The 16,800-nt window shown below is 64.4% G+C and carries 16 protein-coding genes and 1 tRNA gene; 9 read left to right on the forward strand and 8 right to left on the reverse strand.

What is annotated here, in order from left to right; translation table 11 throughout:
• Window positions 1–47: 47 nt before the first annotated feature.
• Window positions 48–587: a D-glycero-beta-D-manno-heptose 1,7-bisphosphate 7-phosphatase gene (gene gmhB / locus K5658_RS09890; RefSeq protein ID WP_221066762.1), complete on the reverse strand. Its 540-nt coding sequence runs from the start codon at window positions 585–587 to the stop codon at window positions 48–50.
• A gap of 189 nt (window positions 588–776) precedes the next feature.
• Between gmhB and K5658_RS09895 the strand changes: the two genes are divergently transcribed.
• The 3 genes from K5658_RS09895 (at window position 777) to K5658_RS09905 (ending at window position 2,906) form a co-directional block, all read left to right on the forward strand.
• Window positions 777–1,154: a HopJ type III effector protein gene (locus K5658_RS09895; RefSeq protein ID WP_246628609.1), complete on the forward strand. Its 378-nt coding sequence runs from the start codon at window positions 777–779 to the stop codon at window positions 1,152–1,154.
• Window positions 1,155–1,346: 192 nt separating this feature from the next.
• Window positions 1,347–1,640 (forward strand): hypothetical protein, encoded by a 294-nt coding sequence (locus tag K5658_RS09900; protein ID WP_221066764.1) that lies wholly within the window; start codon window positions 1,347–1,349, stop codon window positions 1,638–1,640.
• 81 nt (window positions 1,641–1,721) lie between these two features.
• Entirely contained in the window at window positions 1,722–2,906 is a 1,185-nt protein-coding gene (locus K5658_RS09905) for an MFS transporter (RefSeq protein WP_221066765.1), read from the forward strand.
• Between the two features lie 31 nt (window positions 2,907–2,937).
• On the opposite strand, the gene ppsR is transcribed toward K5658_RS09905, so the two are convergent.
• Window positions 2,938–3,798 carry a pyruvate, phosphate dikinase/phosphoenolpyruvate synthase regulator gene (gene ppsR, locus K5658_RS09910; RefSeq protein WP_221066766.1) on the reverse strand — a complete coding sequence of 287 codons (861 nt, stop codon included), beginning with the start codon at window positions 3,796–3,798 and terminating at the stop codon, window positions 2,938–2,940.
• Window positions 3,799–3,857: 59 nt separating this feature from the next.
• On the opposite strand from ppsR, the gene K5658_RS09915 reads away from it, so the two are divergent.
• Window positions 3,858–4,412: an NUDIX hydrolase gene (locus K5658_RS09915; protein WP_221066767.1), complete on the forward strand. Its 555-nt coding sequence runs from the start codon at window positions 3,858–3,860 to the stop codon at window positions 4,410–4,412.
• Here the strand turns inward: K5658_RS09915 and K5658_RS09920 are convergent.
• The 3 genes from K5658_RS09920 to ispB form a co-directional block, all read right to left on the reverse strand.
• Window positions 4,409–4,915 (reverse strand): NUDIX hydrolase, encoded by a 507-nt coding sequence (locus K5658_RS09920; RefSeq protein ID WP_221066768.1) that lies wholly within the window; start codon window positions 4,913–4,915, stop codon window positions 4,409–4,411. The two genes, K5658_RS09915 and K5658_RS09920, sit on opposite strands and share 4 nt — an antisense overlap.
• A gap of 193 nt (window positions 4,916–5,108) precedes the next feature.
• Window positions 5,109–5,185 (reverse strand) — tRNA-Pro (locus K5658_RS09925).
• 14 nt (window positions 5,186–5,199) lie between these two features.
• Window positions 5,200–6,219 (reverse strand): octaprenyl diphosphate synthase, encoded by a 1,020-nt coding sequence (gene ispB, locus K5658_RS09930; protein ID WP_221066769.1) that lies wholly within the window; start codon window positions 6,217–6,219, stop codon window positions 5,200–5,202.
• 227 nt (window positions 6,220–6,446) lie between these two features.
• Here ispB and K5658_RS09935 point away from each other — a divergent pair, with 227 nt between their 5' ends.
• The 5 genes from K5658_RS09935 (at window position 6,447) to K5658_RS09955 (ending at window position 13,306) form a co-directional block, all read left to right on the forward strand.
• Window positions 6,447–6,956, forward strand: coding sequence for a hypothetical protein (locus K5658_RS09935; protein ID WP_221066770.1), 510 nt, complete (start codon window positions 6,447–6,449; stop codon window positions 6,954–6,956).
• Window positions 6,957–7,214: 258 nt separating this feature from the next.
• Window positions 7,215–10,466 carry a hypothetical protein gene (locus tag K5658_RS09940; protein ID WP_221066771.1) on the forward strand — a complete coding sequence of 1,084 codons (3,252 nt, stop codon included), beginning with the start codon at window positions 7,215–7,217 and terminating at the stop codon, window positions 10,464–10,466.
• 251 nt (window positions 10,467–10,717) lie between these two features.
• The gene (gene aroG / locus K5658_RS09945) at window positions 10,718–11,821 is read left to right on the forward strand and encodes a 3-deoxy-7-phosphoheptulonate synthase AroG (protein ID WP_221066772.1); all 1,104 of its coding nucleotides are present in this window, start codon (window positions 10,718–10,720) and stop codon (window positions 11,819–11,821) included.
• 267 nt (window positions 11,822–12,088) lie between these two features.
• Window positions 12,089–12,577 (forward strand): hypothetical protein, encoded by a 489-nt coding sequence (locus K5658_RS09950; RefSeq protein ID WP_221066773.1) that lies wholly within the window; start codon window positions 12,089–12,091, stop codon window positions 12,575–12,577.
• Between the two features lie 123 nt (window positions 12,578–12,700).
• A complete protein-coding gene (locus K5658_RS09955) occupies window positions 12,701–13,306 on the forward strand; it encodes a peroxiredoxin (protein WP_221066774.1) in 606 nt (201 codons plus the stop codon).
• 81 nt (window positions 13,307–13,387) lie between these two features.
• On the opposite strand, the gene K5658_RS09960 is transcribed toward K5658_RS09955, so the two are convergent.
• The 3 genes from K5658_RS09960 to K5658_RS09970 form a co-directional block, all read right to left on the reverse strand.
• A complete protein-coding gene (locus K5658_RS09960) occupies window positions 13,388–13,672 on the reverse strand; it encodes a hypothetical protein (RefSeq protein ID WP_221066775.1) in 285 nt (94 codons plus the stop codon).
• Between the two features lie 153 nt (window positions 13,673–13,825).
• Window positions 13,826–14,443, reverse strand: coding sequence for a hypothetical protein (locus tag K5658_RS09965; RefSeq protein ID WP_221066776.1), 618 nt, complete (start codon window positions 14,441–14,443; stop codon window positions 13,826–13,828).
• Between the two features lie 139 nt (window positions 14,444–14,582).
• Window positions 14,583–15,974: an APC family permease gene (locus K5658_RS09970; protein ID WP_221066777.1), complete on the reverse strand. Its 1,392-nt coding sequence runs from the start codon at window positions 15,972–15,974 to the stop codon at window positions 14,583–14,585.
• Window positions 15,975–16,800: the final 826 nt, after the last annotated feature.

A 16,800-nucleotide genomic window follows, 5' to 3' on the forward strand; every position in this document is an offset into this window, starting at 1 on the left:
TGGCTAGGAATTGCCCGGCGAAAAAGAGGGACGAACGGAGATAAACGCTAAGCATGGTAATGGATGAGATGCTGGGCTGCTGCATAGAGGTTGGGGAAGATGGGTATGTCCAAGTCGGGATGGCGGGCCAGGGTGCGTTGGCCCTTGCCGGTTTCCAGCAGGATGGGCGTGGCCCCGACCGCCCAGGCCGCCTCCAGGTCGCGGTAGGAATCGCCCACCGCCGGGACTTGGTGCAAATCCACGCCATAGCGCTCGGCGAAGGCCCGGAACAGGCCGGGTTTGGGCTTGCGGCAGGCGCAGCCGTCCTCGGGGCCGTGCGGGCAGTGGAAGATGGCTTCCAGCCGCCCGCCCGCCTGGGCGATGGCCGCGAGCATCTTGGCGTGGATGCGGTCCAGGGCGGCGGCGTCGAACAAGCCGCGCGCCAGCCCGGATTGGTTGGTCAGGACCACGAGCCTGAAGCCCTTCCGGCTCAGGAGGGCGATGGCTTCGAGGCTGCCGGGGATGGGAATCCATTCCTCGGGGGATTTGATATAGGCGTCGGAGTCTTCGTTGATGACGCCGTCGCGGTCGAGAATGATGAAAGACATGGGCTTGGGTGATTCCTTGAACGCCAGCGGGCGCGGAAGGATAAGCCAGTTGCGGGAAGCCCCGCCAGTGGTTCGGGGGGCGGAGCCGGTTTAAAACCGTAGTATCATGCGCCCGCTTCGCCCGGCCCGGCTTCCGCGGGGACCGGCCCGGAGCGTTTTCCGACCCGCTATTTCAGGATTCCGATGCCCGTGAACACCGCCACCCCCCCCGAACTCGCAGCCTTCCTCGCCCAAGTCGCCGCCGGTCAGCCGGTCGCCTTCCGGGAGACCCTGGACATGATCGCTGCCCATTACGACTACCGCCCGGCGCGGTTCCACAACGGCCTCGGGACGGAGCGCCTGACCAACGAACCGGGAATCAACGAGGGTTCCTGCAAAATCTTCGCTTTCGCCCGGCGCCACGGCCTGCCCGAAGCCGCGACCCTGGCCTTGTTCGGCGAATACTACCGCGACGAGGTCTTGCCCAACCCGGACGGCGAGGGCCACAAGAACATCCGCGCCTTCATGAAGCACGGCTGGGCCGGGGTGGCGTTCGAGTCCGAGCCTTTGACGCCGCGTCCGTCCTGAAACTATTTTGGCGTCCAAAGCCGGCTTTGGACGCCGGTCGCGCCATCGTCCCCCGCGCCGTCTGGTCCCTCCGCCCGATTTCGTGTTTAATCGCGGCCCGATGCGGGGCACCGGCCCGGTGCGGGAACGTTCGCGGCGGGGCTTTTGTCTCAAACGCTGGCGAAATTCGGCCTTATCCCCAAGGAGCATGACATGGCATTTTTCCTACAAATCATGGCGGTGGTGGTTGCGCCGCTGATCTTCATCGTCGGCCTCATCAAGCCCAAATGGGTCCTGTTCTGGATGAAGGAACCGGACCGGCTCTGGTCCACTACCATCGCGTTGTTGTTGTTCATGGGTTCGTTCACCGCGTGGTCGGAGATACGCATGCCGCGCAAGACCGCCATGCAACGTGAACACGAGATGGAACTGAAGCAACAGCAGCAAGAAAAACAGAAGCGCGGTTCCCCCGAACGCCAGAACGAGCTGCAATTGGATCGCCTGTGAGCCCGCCCGGCGTGCCCGCCACGGGCACGCCGTTTCCGCGCCCGCGGCCCCGTCGGCCTTCCCTGCGAGTCGATTCCCCCCATGATCCCCCGCGCCGTCCTCCAATTGCCCGCCACCGTCTGGATGTTGGGCTGCATCAGCTTTCTCAACGATACCGCCGGCGAACTGGTCTATCCCTTGCTGCCGATCTATTTCGCCGTGGTGTTGCAGGTCGAACCCCGGATTTTCGGTTTCATCGAGGGTTCGGCCTTGGCGGTGAACAGCCTGTTGCAACTGGTGTCGGGGCGGGCGGCGGATCGTAGCCGTTCGGCCAAGGGCTGGGTGGTGGCGGGCTATGGCATCGCGGCGGTGTCGCGGCCCATGCTGGCTTTCGCCCAGTCCTGGCCGGTGGCGATGGGGTTCCGTTTGGCCGACCGGATGGGGAAGGGCTTGCGTTCATCGCCCCGCGATGCCCTGCTGGCCTTGTCCGCCGCGCCTGGGCAGCGTGGGCTGGCTTTCGGTTTCCATCGCGCCATGGACAATGTCGGGGCGGTGGCCGGTCCCTTGATGGCGGCGTGGTTGTTGGAGCAAAAAGCCGATTTGCGGCAGGTCTTGCTATGGACCGCCGTGCCGGGTTTGCTGACGGTGGCGCTGACCCTGTGCCTCAAGGATGTGGAGCGCGAGGCGCGGCCCGCCGTGCCGTTCGATTGGCGGATCGGGACGTTTCCGTTGGCGTTCCGGCGTTATTTGCTGGTGCTGGGCTTGTTCACGTTGGGCTTCCCGTCCAGCTTGTTCTTGTTGTTGCGCGCCCGCGAATTCGGGGTGCCGGATGCGGAACTGCCTTTGCTGTGGGCCTGGGTGTCCCTGGTCGCCGCGCTGTGTTCCACGTCGTTTTCGGCCTGGTCCGACCGGGTGGGGCGTAAGACCATGATCGTCGCGGGCTGGCTGGTGTATTCGGCGATCTTGCTGTTGCTGGGTTTCGATGGCTGGTCCAAGGCGTGGCTGTGGCCCTTGTTCGCCGTGTATGGCCTGTTCTTCGCCGCCACCGAGGGGGCGCAGAAAGCCCTGGTGGCCGATATGGTGCCGCGCCATGGCGTGGGCACGGCCTTCGGCTGGTTCAACCTGGTCACGGGCTTGTTGCTGCTGCCGGCTTCCTTGATTTTCGGGGGGCTGACGCAGGCGTTCGGCTCGGCCTGGGCCTTCGGGTTTTCGGCGGCTTGCGCGGTGGCGGCGACGGTTTTGCTGATCGCCACCGTGCCGCGCCCGGAACGCCATCCCGAGGCGTAGATACCGGATTCCGCTGCGCCCGGTCTCCACTTCACCAGGCCGGCCGCTTCAGGCCCGAATGGTGCAGGACATTGGTGGCGATTTCTTCCACCGACATGCGCGTGGTATCCAGGCAGGGAATGCCCGCCGCTTGGAACAAGGCCGCGGCGGCTTGGATTTCCCGGCGGCATTGCGGGAGCGCGGCATAGCGGCTGCCGGGCCGGCGTTCTTCCCGCAGCAGGTGCAGGCGTTCCGGGGCCAGCGTCAGCCCGAACAGCTTGTCCCGCCATGCCCGCAAGGTCCGGGGCAATTCCACCCGTTCCAGTTCTTCCTCGGCCAGCGGATAATTCGCCGCCGCGATGCCATATTGCAGCGAGAGGTAGAGGCAGGCCGGGGTTTTCCCCGAGCGCGACACGCCGACCAGGATGATATCGGCGGTGCCGTAGGCGTCGGCCCCGAGCCCGTCGTCGGTGTCCAGCGCGAACTTCAACGCCCCGATCCGTTCCCTGCCCTGGACGGGGTCGTGGAGTCCGTGGGCGCGTCCCACCGCCTGCGCCGATTTGAGTCCCAGGGCGGTTTCCAGCCGCTCGATATGGCTTTCGAACACATCGAACACCACCGCGCCGCTGGCCAGCAAATGGGCGCGTGCCGCGGCGTTGGCGAGGCTGCTGAACACCAGGGGCGCTAGGCCCGTGTCCCGGTGGCGGGCCTGGATGCGCTGGCAGGCGGCGTGGAGTTTGGCCTCGGTATCGACGAAGGGCAGGGTGGTGCGCTCGAACCGGAAATCCGGGAACTGGCTCAGGAGGCTCCGGCCCAGGGCTTCCACCGTGATGCCGGTATGGTCGGAGATGAAGAAAACGGCGCGGTCCATGGCGGTGCCTCTTTGGGTGGCGCGGGTCGAATCTTCCGTCATCCGAACGGTTTTTTCCACTACGCGGCCCGCCGGCGCGGGCCTCCACATGAGGGTGTTTTATGGATTCGGAGCGTTTGCAGCATAGCCCCGCCAGCCAATTCCGCCATTGCCCCGGTTGTGGCGCGCCCGGTCCCGACGTGTCGGCGGTGCGCCATCTGCGTTGCGGCCACTGCGGGTTCCAGTTCTTTTTCAACGCCGCCGCCGCCGCCGGGGCGTTCGTGTTCCATGGCGGCAAGCTGATCCTGTGCGTGCGGGCCAAGGCGCCGGGGCGGGGGATGTTGGACGTGCCCGGCGGCTTCGTCGATTTCGACGAGAGCGTGGAGGACGGCTTGCGCCGGGAAATCCGGGAGGAATTGGGGATCGCGGTGGGCGGGTTCCGCTATTTGCTCAGCGCCCCCAACGATTATCTCTATGCCCAGGTGCCGTATAAGACCACCGATATGTTCTTCGCCTGCGAGGCCCCGGACATCGGTGGCATCCGGGCGGCGGACGATGTGGCGGATTATGTGTTGTTGGCGCCGCGGGAGGTCGATCCGGGGAGGTTCGCCTTCGCTTCCACCCGGCGGGCGTTCGCGGCCTTGCTGGACTTGTTGCGGGAGGAAGGCCGGGCCTAGGCGGGCGGGGCGCGGTAGGTCCGCCAGATCAGCCGGAAGGCGGCGGTGAGCGTCCTGTCGTCCGCCGCCACCCAGGCGTCCACCGCCGCCGGCGCGCACCAGCGGCCCGCGTCGATCTCGTCGGGGTTCAGCCGGAAACCGCCCGCGTGTTGGGTGTGGTAGACCTGCACGAATTCCCAGCCGGTCTGGGCCGAGGCGGCGAGCTTGAACAGGGGGCGGAGTTCTCCTGTCGGCGCGACGCCCAGTTCTTCCGCCAGTTCGCGCCGGGCGCAATCTGCGTAGCTTTCCCCGAAATCCACATGCCCGGCGGCGGAGGTGTCCCAGCGGCCCGGACTGATATCTTTTGTCATGGAGCGCTTTTGCAGGAATAGCTCGCCGTCCCCGTTGAATACCAGGATATGCACGGAGCGGTGCCTGAGTCCCAGGCGGTGCAATTCCCCGCGCGGCCGCGGACCGATAACCCGGTCCTGCTCGTCGACTTCGTAGAGGGATTCGTCGTCCATGGGTTTTGCCAAACCTCGGCCTATGGGTTGGAATAGGGGATTTAGCCCAGGGTTTTAGGCTCGCCGTGAAACCGGGTAATCGGAAACGATGCCGCCGACCGGGGACGGGCGGGGCGGAGGATTATATGGGGGAATAGGAGGAAGGATAATTACGTCCATTAAAACCGGGAAGGACGTAACGAATGGGCTTGATTGGTCGGGGTGAGAGGATTCGAACCTCCGGCCCCTGCCTCCCGAAAGCAGTGCTCTACCAGGCTGAGCTACACCCCGAAAATACCGGACTTTTAGAAACTACGCTCGACCGAGAATCGGGCGAGGCTTTCCAAAGCCTCTTTATATTCGGATGCCGGAAGGGCCGAAAGCGAGGTTATCGCGATATTGGCTTCTTCCTTGGCACGCAGGGAAGTATAAGCGATTGCGTCGGTGGATTCAATGATTTTGTAAACTTCGCGGAAAGCCTCGCGGTCGCCGTTTTCGATGGCCTGACGCAATACCGCGCTCTGGGCCTCGGTGCCGTGTTCGATGGCATAGATCAGGGGCAGGGTGGGTTTGCCGTCCGCCAAATCGTCGCCCAGGTTTTTGCCGAGTTCCTCCGGGTTGGCGCGATAGTCCAAGGCGTCGTCGATCAATTGAAAGGCGATGCCCAGGTGCAGGCCATAGTCGCGCAGCGCGGTTTCGATCGGCTCCGGCGAGGCGTTCAGTACGGCGGCGAGCTGGGCGGCGGCGCTGAACAGGATGGCGGTCTTGCGGGCGATGACCGCCAGGTATTTCTGCTCGGTGGTGGCGGGGTTGTTGCAGTTCAGCAGTTGCAGCACCTCGCCCTCGGCGATGGAGGTGGTGGTTTGCGAGAGGATTTCCATCACCCGCAGGTTCTGCGCCCGCACCATCAGCTCGAACGAGCGGGAATAGAGAAAGTCGCCGACCAGGACGCTGGCCGAATTCCCCCACAGGGCGTTGGCGGTATCCTGGCCCCGGCGCAGGGTGGATTCATCGACCACGTCGTCGTGCAGCAGGGTGGCGGTATGGATGAACTCGATGACCGCCGCCAGGGTGATATGTTGTTGGCCTGGATAGCCCAAGGCTTTCGCGGCCAGCAAGAGCAGCATGGGCCGCAGCCGTTTACCGCCGCTGTTGACGATGTAATGGCCAATTTGATTGATCAGCAGCACATCGGAGCTGAGTTCTTGCAGGATCAGCCGGTCGACCGCGGTGGTTTCCGCTCCCACCAGTTGGCGGATTTCGGCGAACCCGCTGGGCGGATTGGAGGCGGTGGCGTTCATGGGGGCGGGAGTGGATAGGGTCATTTAAAATATCCGCGACTGGGCTGGCAGGATTCGAGCTTGGGGCCGGAAAAAACTCGGGAATGCTATGGACGAGGGGCCGATGTGTCAAGCAGAACCGGGGGGGTGTGAGTCCCGGCCCGAATGGCCAGGGTCCTTGTAAGGTCTTGTTCAAAAAGCCGGTATCGGCTGTGGGATAATCCTTGGACCCGTCGCGGACGGTCGGACCGGATTCATCAGCGGAGAAAATCATGAGCTTGCAGGAGTTGTTCGCCCAGGTCGAGGCGAACCCGGCGGCGGTGTTGGCCTATTTCGGTGCCATCCCCGCCTTGGCTTGGCTGGTCGGGCGTTTGCACCCTAAGGGGTGGGTGGACGCTGTCCCGGTGCGCTATGCCTATACCGGCTTGATCTACGCGGCCTGCGGGCCGGGGATCGTGGCGGCGGTGGCCTTGGCCGATACCTTGGGCCATGGCCGTTTGATGCAGGCCGGCGTGTTGTCGGAATTGCTGCCCCTGCTGTCCATGGCGACCACCTTGGGCCTCGTCCGCAACCAGGCCGATCCGGCGCAGATTCCGGGATTCCGCAGGCTGACGGGCTTCATGTGGCTGCTGGTCTTGACCGCCGTGGCGGTGTTCTTGCTTATGAAAACCCGCATCTGGATTTTCTTCGGCGGGGGCATCGGGACGCTGCTGGTGTTGATGGCCGCGCTGTTCTTCCTGTTGCGCTGGGCGTTCGAGCGGGCGTTCGGGCCGGGGCGGTAAGGTGGCCGTGCGTTGTTCCGGTAGCCCGGTGGGGCGTGCGGGACCCATGCTTGGCATCGGTGGGATATAACGTTTGGAATGGGTTTCCTGACGGGGTTGGGGAAACCGGCTGGGACTGTCCGGTGTTTAAAATCGGGGAGGCGGTCTAAAATCCGGGGCACCCGTTCACCGCCCGGTCTGTCCGGCGGCACTAAAAATAACCGGCTTCCGGAAAATAACTGACTCCCGGAGCGGGCAATAAACCCAGAGGTCTAGCCTATGCGATCCCAAACCCCCGCAACCCTGTACGCGATGTGTCTGTCCGCCGCCCTTTGCAGCGGCCTTGGGCCGATTCCGGCTTGGGCCGAAGGCGGCCCGGCGGCAACGGCGCTGCCCCAGACGGCATCGGTTGCCGCCGCCCGGTCGTTCTTGCCGGTGGCCGTATTCCATGAGACCGATATTGGGGCTAGGGCCATCGCCCGGGCCAAGGTGCAAGTGCGGGTACTGGATGACCAGGGCAAGCCGGGCCGGATCATCGGCCAAGCACGCACGGGCAGCCGTGGCGTCGTTTCCGTCGGTATCCGGGGGACGCTCCCCGGGCGGGTGCTGATCAAGGTCACCGGCGGGCGGCTGGCGCAGAGCGGCAAGCCGACCGGCAAGTCATTCAACGGAACGCTCCTGGCGGTGGCCGCGGCGAAGACCCAGACCTTGAAAACCGGCTCCATTCGCTATTTCTCCGCCACGCAAGTGACGCCCCTCACGACCCTCCTGGCCCGCGCCTTGGTCCATCGGCCCGTCACGGAAGGGCCAGTGGTGGAGCAACGGGTCCGAACTTTCCTGGGCCTGTTCTCCTGGCCCGGCTTGGCCTTCGATTTCCATACCCAAAGCCTCGGTACCGACCAATTCGACAGCCGCCAGTTCTATCGGGAGGCGGCCAAGCACGGCGGGCTGGACCGGTTCGTTTCCCAATTGGTCCGGGAAATGAAGAAAAAGCCAGATGCCCGGCACCGCTTCAACGCGGTCACGGCCGGGGCGCCGGTCAGGGCGCAGGGTCCGGTCATGGCCCAAGCGGCGACCACGGCTAATGCCGGTTTGATCTCCAGCGCCGTCGCTTTCCTGTCCGGAGATCCGGTGGAGGCCTTCTCCAAGGTTGCTAATATGGCCATCGGCCTCTTCGGCTTTTTTTCGTCCCCTGATCAGGAAATCGAAAACCAGTTGACCAACATCGAAAACCAGTTGACCCAGATGGAAGGCCAACTCACCACCGTCCTGGACGATCTCGGGGAGATACAAGACCAACTGACCCAGATGGAAAACCAATTGCAAAATCTGGCGGCCCAGGTGGGGAGTTTGGAACTCCAGAGTCTGGTACAGGCCAGTCAGCAGGCCCAGACCGCCCTCAATACCGCCATCACGGATACCGCGCCTTACTGGGGCCTGATCAACAATGTGATGGAGGATCTCAAGCAGGTGATCTCGGCGGCGCAGCAGGTCTGCGATGCGAGTCCCACGGTTTGTGGCTCCGGTGGATCGGTCACGGCGGCCACGCTCCAGCAGGCCTGTGCCGGGGTGTACACCGGGGCTTGTGGCACTTACTCCGACAGCGTTCAGGCATTCCAATGGGAAGCCGCCAGTCCCGAGGGCGGTGTTGGCGGAATCCTGTACGCCACCCAGCAACTGGCCTATGCGGCCGGCGGCTCCGCAGTCTACGGCGCTCCTCCCAAGTCCAGCCAGGGTCTCGTGAATCTGGCGGGCCAGTATGTCGCATCGCTAACACCTGGGGCGCTCAACGATGGAAGCCTCGCTCCGCAGGGCGGACCCCAGGGTCTCCCCGTCATCTGGAATCTATGGTTCGTCTATACCTTGCAAGCGATGCTGGGCGATGCCCTGACTGCGGTCTATGAAGCCACCCAAGTCATGATGCCGCCGACGGGTACCTATCCGCTTACTCCCCAGTATGCGGCGGCCCAAGTCAACGATCTGGCGGCGATGATCAATACCTTGGTCGGTACCTTCCCCAGCATGCCGGTAGGGACGGTGATCGGCACTAATTCCGCAGGGCCGACGTTGTGGCTGACCCAGATCGCCAGCAATATGACCCAGGATCAGGCCAATGCCAATGCCGCCGCCCCGATCAGCGTCACCAACGGTTCCAGCGGCGTTAGCCTGGCGAATACGGCCAACCCCGGCCAGAGCCTTGGAACACCTTTGATCCTGGGTGCGGCCCCCCAGGTGGCCACCCTGCTGCCACCCAATTCAGGCCAGTATGCGGCGCTCTATATCGGCTTCGACAGCAACGGCGCGCCGGTCAATCAGGGCGTGTTCCAAGTCTCTTCCGGCCCCCTGCCAATCACCTTCTCGGTGGCTACCGGAAACCAGCTCTTCAACCTCTATACCCTCTCCGGCTCGTCCATTCCGTTGCTGGGTGGCCAGACCCTCAGCCAGTGGGCGGTCAACACGGCGGCATTCAATGAAAGCATCATCGCCCAAGGGGTATCCATTCCAGAGGGTTATGACAGTTCGCAGTGCCTGCCTTTCCCGGATTTTTGTCCACCACGGGCAGGGCTTTCGAACCCGAACGGAATCTTCCTTTATTTTGCGGACCTCCAGTCGCCGGATCTAGGGGAGGCTGAGTTGTTGCCTCAGACGGCGAATCTAAATGTGTCGACTACTGTCCAGTATGAAAACGCGACGGCGTTCGTAGGGGTTTGCGCCGCGGCGGGGGATGCCTACTGCCTGCTGCCCACCTGGGCACCCGGATATGGCGGGGCCGGCTTGTTCGACCTGAACAATGGCCGGGCGATCACCAACCAAGCCGGCCATCCTGCGAGTGGAGATTGCACCGGCACTAGCTACCCGGTCGGTGATGCCGGTCTCGGCTCCTGGGCTAATACCAATAATTGGCTCGCCATCGGGATAAATCCAATCTCTATCAACAACATCCCTTGTGGGACCGGGATAGCGCTATCGACTGGTTATGATGCTGTGGATCAATTGACCAGCGCCCAATTGTTCGCACAGGAATATTATGGGTTCAGTACGTCATTTCTTAACCCGGTTACATCGGATTATGATAGCTTCGATTATAATGGGGGCTATATCAATATTCCGGCCTTGATGGCGCAACTCAACGGTTACGACTGGTGGTATTCTTCCTATGTGCCCAATTGGTATAATGTGGACGTGTTCGGAGTGCCCGCCGGGAATTATCTCTGGGGGGAAATTGTTAATTGGAAATTGCCATCGACGGTGGGGGCGGTGGTATATGACCCGAATCTTTTCCTGCCCATGTTTGGATGCGGCGGGTTCCAGTCCAACGCTTTCCCTGCCCAGTACCCCAATCAGAATGGGTGGTGCAATTACAGCCATCCCGCCGGTCTTCGGACGCTCTTCGCGGCTCCGATCCCGAGCGATTATTGCCTCGCGTCGTTCAGCGCATCCTCCCCGCCCTCGGCCTGCTTGAAGCAACGGACCGTCGCTTCCGATGTCTGTGGTAGCGCTTGCCAGGTTACCGCAGCCCCCGCCAACTGAACCCCTAGCCGCTCGACGGGGCCGTGGACTCCCGCGCCGGACCGGGCCGCTAGCTTTAATTTGGGCTCAAGGTCCAGGACGCTTCCATGGAAAGCCTGTGGTATCGGGCAACCCACTGTATTTGCGGACTCTTTTCCCTGTGCGGGTAGCCCTGCCCTTGGGCGGCACGTTAGAATGCCGGACTTTACGGTACGCCCCCGCGTTCCCATCCCGGCGGGCGTTCCCAATCGTAATCAGCGGTGCTTAAGAATATGAATCAGCATTCCGATAGCGTGGCGGTCGCCCACAATCAATACAACACGGACGATCTGCGGATCACCGAGATCAAAGAAGTCCTTCCGCCGCACGACGTCCACGAGGAGTTTCCGATCAACCAGGAGGCCGCCACCACCGTCCTCACGGCCCGGCGCGAAATCCACCGCATCCTCAAGGGCCAGGACGACCGCCTGTTGGTCATCATCGGGCCTTGTTCCATCCACGATCCCAAGGCGGCGGTGGATTACGCCCGCCGCCTGCTGGAAGCCAAGCGGCGGCTGGCGAACGATCTGGTGATCGTCATGCGGGTCTATTTCGAGAAGCCGCGCACCACCGTGGGTTGGAAAGGGCTCATCAACGATCCCGACCTGGACGAGAGCTTCAATATCAACAAGGGTTTGCGGCTGGCCCGCGGCCTGTTGCTGGAGGTCAACCAGCTCGGGATGCCGGCCGCCACCGAATACCTGGATTTGATCACCCCGCAATATGTCTCCGACCTGATCACCTGGGGAGCCATCGGGGCGCGCACCACCGAGAGCCAGGTCCACCGCGAACTGGCCTCTGGCCTGTCCTGCCCGGTGGGCTTCAAGAACGCCACCGACGGCGGGGTGAAGGTCGCCATCGACGCCATCGGGGCCGCCATGCGCCCGCACCATTTCCTGTCGTTGACCAAGGCCGGGCATTCGGCGATTTTCTCCACCACCGGCAACGAGGACAGCCATGTGATCCTGCGCGGCGGCAAGCAACCCAACTACGACGCCGCCAGCGTGCAGGCCACCGCCGAAGCCTTGCGGGCGGCGGGCTTGCCACCCAATATCATGATCGATTTCAGCCACGCCAACAGCATGAAGGACTATCGGCGCCAGGTGCAGGTCGGGCGCGAGGTCGGGGCGCAGATCGCGGCGGGCGACCGGCGCATTTTCGGGGTGATGGTGGAAAGCCACCTCAATCCCGGCAACCAAAAGCTGGAACCGGGCACGGCCCCGGCCTACGGGGTCAGCATCACCGATGCCTGCATCGGCTGGGAAGACACCGAACTGTTGCTGGGCATCCTGGCCGATGCGGCCGCCCGCCGCCGCGAAACCGCCCGCGCGGCCTGAGCGGATTTCCCCGTCCTTATCCCCGCCCAGCGGCGGCCGGTCCGGCCCGGTTCCCGCTGGGATTCCCCCATCGATCCGTCCGGTTCCCGGCGGCATCGCCACCCGCGCTTCACCCGGAACCGCGATTTCCCCCGGCCAGTTCCGGTCCGCCTGCCGGACACGGACTACATTTCTTTGCGTAGACCCATATGCTTGGGCCGTCACCGGGCGTCCCGGCAAGATCAAGACATCCCCGCGTGGGGAAGTCCCCACCTCAGGAGGTATCCGATGTTCCCTAGAACCTCAGCCGCGAAAGTCCCGCAAGCTTCCCCGGAGTCCCAGCACGCGGCCACGCTCGCCATCGTCCGGGACGGCGTCCCAGGAGCGCCCGGCCCGGCGGCGGCCACGCTGGATTTATCGCTGCCGGAATTTTCCGAGCGCTTGGAGCGGCTGGCCCGCCAGGAAATAGTCTGTGTCGTCAGCATCTCCCACACGGCGTTCGAGCGCTGGCACCGGGGCACGGTCCAGCGCATCAAGCAGGGGGAAGGCCGCTTCGAAATCCTCGGCGACAATTTCGCGCTCTACCTCAGGGAAGACAATATCGGGACCATCCGGCTGATCGACGACCGCGCCGACCCGGACGCCGGACCCGCCATCGAATTGCACAACCGGGCCGGGCACCTCCTGGCGCGTCTCCAAGGCGAACCGGAACCCGAGGCCAACGCCCGCTGGCGCGGGGCCATGGGCGGGCGTTGGCCTCGGGCCGCGGGTAGATAATTTCTGAGTGTTTCCGTGTAGAATTCCGACGCGCAATGCATTCGACCCGGGGGCCGCCCGCCCGGAAATCCCGGCGGGGCCGTCCCCGAACCCCAATGACAAGACCGTTAAGGAGATTTTCAGATGAGCGTACTCGTCGGTAAACCCGCCCCCGATTTCACCGCCGCGGCCGTGCTGGGCGATGGCAGCATCAAGGACAGCTACACCTTCTCCGCCGAAACCCAGGGCAAGTATGTGGCCGTGGTGTTCTATCCCCTGGACTTCACCTTCGTCTGCCCGACCGAGCTGGTCGCCCTCGACCACCGCCTGGACGAGCTCACCAGCCGTGGCGTCGAAGTGCTGGCGGTCTCGGTGGACTCCCAGTTCACCCACGCCGCGTGGCGCAACACCCCGGTGGACAAGGGCGGTATCGGCCCGGTCCGCTACACCATGATCGCCGACGTCAGCCACGCCATCGCCAAGGCCTATGACGTGGAAGTCGAAGGCGCGGCGGTGGCCTACCGCGGCACCTTCCTGATCGACAAGACGGGCAAGGTCCGCCACCAGGTGGTGAACGACCTGCCGCTGGGCCGCAACATGGACGAGCTGATCCGCATGGTGGACGCGCTCCAGTTCCACGAGGAACACGGCGAAGTCTGCCCGGCCGGCTGGAACAAGGGCAAGAAGGGCATGAACGCCAACGCCGAGGGCGTCGCCGCCTACCTGAGCGAGAACGCCGCCGCGCTGTAAGGCGTCCCGGCTTCCCAGCCCAAAAAAACGGGCGGTGGGTTTCGCGACCCGCCGCCCGTTTTTCTTTGGGACCGGTCCGGCCTATTGCGCCAAGGGCGTTTTCGGCAGCAAGAACTTATAGACCGCGAGCGCCACGGCCAGCCCGACGAAGACCGACGAGAGGTTGGCGATCCCGGCCATCCCGGCGTTGTTGGCCGCGTGCAGGGAATTGACCCAGGGCTTGGCCACGGCCAGCGACCAGATGAAATTGGGCAGGTAATAGGCGAGGGTGCCGGCCACGGCCCATTGGAAGTTGGGGAGGCCGCGGGTTTCCGCGGCGCGGTAGAACCCGTATGCGATGACTATCGCGACGATGCCGCCGATCATGGATATCTCCTCTCTGTGGGTGGTGTAATGGATAGGGCGGAACTGGCGCGACCGGGGAACCCGGTCCGATGCTGTGACCGGTGGGGGGGAGGGAAGTTCTGGGACGCGGGGCGGGGGACGTTCCTGTCTGTCCGTCCTGGGGGCGGGCCGCGCTCAGGACGCCGTGGGCCTGCGCCGTCCGCCCGCCCGGTAGGCCAGCGCGGCGGCGAGCCCCAGGGCCAGCGGGCCGGGTTCGGATACGCTGCCGATGATCAGCGTGGCCGAATCGGCGTGGCTGCCGCTGCCCCAGGTCCAGGTGTAGGTGCCCGGATTGAGGTTCAGGGAGGCGAAGCTGGCGCCAAGCCAGGTCGAGGTGGCCGCGAGCGCGGCGCCGGAGACATAAGCCGACGGGAGGTGGAGGGCCGGCCCGAGGAATGTCAGCTCGTTGACGATGAGGCTGATTTTGTCGCCCGAACCGGTGCTGGCCGGTGTCCATAAGTTCGAACTGCCGAAATCGGGATCGCTGGAGACCAGGCCGCCATAGCTGTACACGGGTTCGGACGCGACGGGACCGATGGAGAGCGCGGAGCCCCAAGTGGCGTGGGTGCTTATGAAGGCGAGGCTGGAGGTGGAGCCGAGGAGGGTCAAGCCGGTGAGATCGACGCTGCCGCTGCCGGTGACGACCACATCGGAGCCGCTTTCCTGCATGGTGAAGATCAAACCGGCTTGGGCGGCGGTGGGTAGGGCGGCCTGGAGCAGCGCCGCGCAGGCGAGTAGGGTATGGGGTTTCATGATCCGGGTTTCAGGGGGTTGGGTTTCGGGGCGATGCGGCGGGATAACGGAACCGCGAGGCCGATAATAATGGGGTATAAGCGGCCGAATCGTAAAATATCCAAGACAAGATAGGCCCGCGACATAATCCCCTATCCGGCTAGGCCGGGCGCTGCCGGCGATAGGCATAGAACGGCAATCCCAACGCCAGCAGCGCCAGCCCGATGCCCGTCTCCACCGGCCTCCTCAGCGCGATGCTGATGCAGAACAGCAGGGCGACCCCGGCGAACACCAGCGGAATCCAGGGATAGCCCAGGGTGAGATAAGGCCGGGGCAGGTCGGGATGACGTCGGCGCAGGGCGATCACCGCCAGCACCGTGATGCCGTAGAACCCCCAGGTGCCGAACAGCGCGTAATCCAGCATCCGTTCGAACGCCGCGTTATCCCCCCCCAGCAGCAAGACCAGCCCCGAGGACAACAGCCCCTGCGCGATGAGCGCCTTGGCCGGGGTATGCCGCGCCGGGTGCAACTCGGCCAGCGGGCGGAACAACAGCCCGTCCCCGGCCATGGCGTAGAAAATCCGCGCCCCCACCAAAATCGAGCCGTTCAAGGTGGCGAAGGTCGACACCAGCGCCGCCAGGCTCAGCGCCGTCCCGCCCCAATCCCCCAGCACCAGGCGGGCGGCGTCCTGCGCCACCCTGGGCGATTGCTGCACCGCCGCGAGCGGCAAGGCGTAGAAGCAGGCGAGGTTGGTCAGCATATAAAGCCCCGCCACGCCCAATATCCCCAGGATCAGCACCCGTGGAATGGTCCGGTGCGGGTCGCGGATCTCGGCCCCGACCAGGGTGAGGTTGTTCCAGCCATCGTAGGCCCACAGCGCCGCCGCCATGGCCGCCCCGAAATGGGCCAAAAAATCGCCTACACTTCGGACAGGCTCGGCGGCGGGGACGGATTGGAAATGGCTCCAAGCCCCCTGTCCACTGCCCAGGACCAAGGCGGCCAAGGCCAGGATCGCCGCGACCTTGAGCAGGGTCAGGCAACTCTGCACCGCCCCGCCCAGCGCGACACCGGCGTAGTTCACGGCGGTCAGCAGGGCGATGGACCCGATGGCGACGGCTTGCAACCCGGTGAGCTTCCAGGCTTCCCATGCCAGCCAGGGCCGGTCCAACCCCGGCAGGAAATAGCCCAGGAAGATCGCCAAAGCGATGGCGATGGCTCCGATGGAGCCGGTCTTGCCGATCACCACTTGCTGCCAGCCGAACAAAAACCCCCAGACCGGCCCGTAGGCGCGGCTGAGGAACACGTATTCGCCGCCGGCCGCGGGCAGGGCCGCGCCGAGTTCGGCATAGGTCAGCGTCCCGGCCAGGGACAGCAAAGCGCCCAGGGTCCAGACCAGGAATACCAGCCCCACGGAGTCGACTTCGCGGGCGATGGTGGAGGGAACCAGGAAAATACCGGTGCCGATGACGGTGCCGGTCAGCAAGGCGCTGGCGGCGAAGGGACCGAGCGCCCGGCGCAGGGCCGGGGCCTTCGAGGATGTGGGTTCGAGCATGTGCCTCCGCGAGGTCGGGCTAGACTTCCGGGTACTGTGTACCGGCCCCGCCGCGAATGCAAGGGCGGACCCGCAACGATGTCCGTGTTCCGATAAAGCGCCGGGTATCGTCTACACTGTAAAAAAAATCGCCGGTATAACGTTGAATTCATTAGGCGATCTTGCTTTTCAAGGTGGTGGCATGTTTTTAGAAAATCCAGGAAAACCCGGATATGGTGGGACCGTCGGACACGCTTCGGACGACGGGGAGCGGGCTGCCATGGAGCGGGAATTGCCGGCGGTGGAGGGGTTGGGACGCGGCCCGCTATACGTAGCAGCGCTGGGCGCGGCGGGCCTGCTATGGGTGGCATCCAGTCCGTGGTTGGGTATCGGGCTGGGATTGGCTTTGTTGCTGGTGGGCTGGGGGATCGGCCAATGGCAGGTCCAGCGGGCGCGGCGCGAATTCCAGGCCGGGTTGGACCGGGCCGCTTCCCGCGTCAAGTCCGACCTGCGCTCCAAGGACGAGCATCTGCGCCATCGGCTCCAACAACTCGGCGACCGCGCGGCGGCGGTATGGATCCAGCAGATCGAAATCGCCCGCGCCCAGATGGAAGCCGCCGTGGTGTCCTTGAGCCGCCAGTTCTCCACCATCGTCAAGCGCCTCGACAGCACGGTGCTGGCCCAGGGCGGCCACGGCCATAGGCAGGAGGATCAGGGCAGCCATACCCTGGCCGTCCTCGCCCATAGCGAAAAAAAGCTGATGGGCATGATCCGCGAGTTGAACAGCACCCTGAGCGACAAGAGCGGCCTCCTGGAGGAATCGCGCTCCCTGGTGCGGCTCAACGAG

This window comes from Methylomagnum ishizawai (assembly GCF_019670005.1).
Classification (GTDB): domain Bacteria; phylum Pseudomonadota; class Gammaproteobacteria; order Methylococcales; family Methylococcaceae; genus Methylomagnum; species Methylomagnum ishizawai.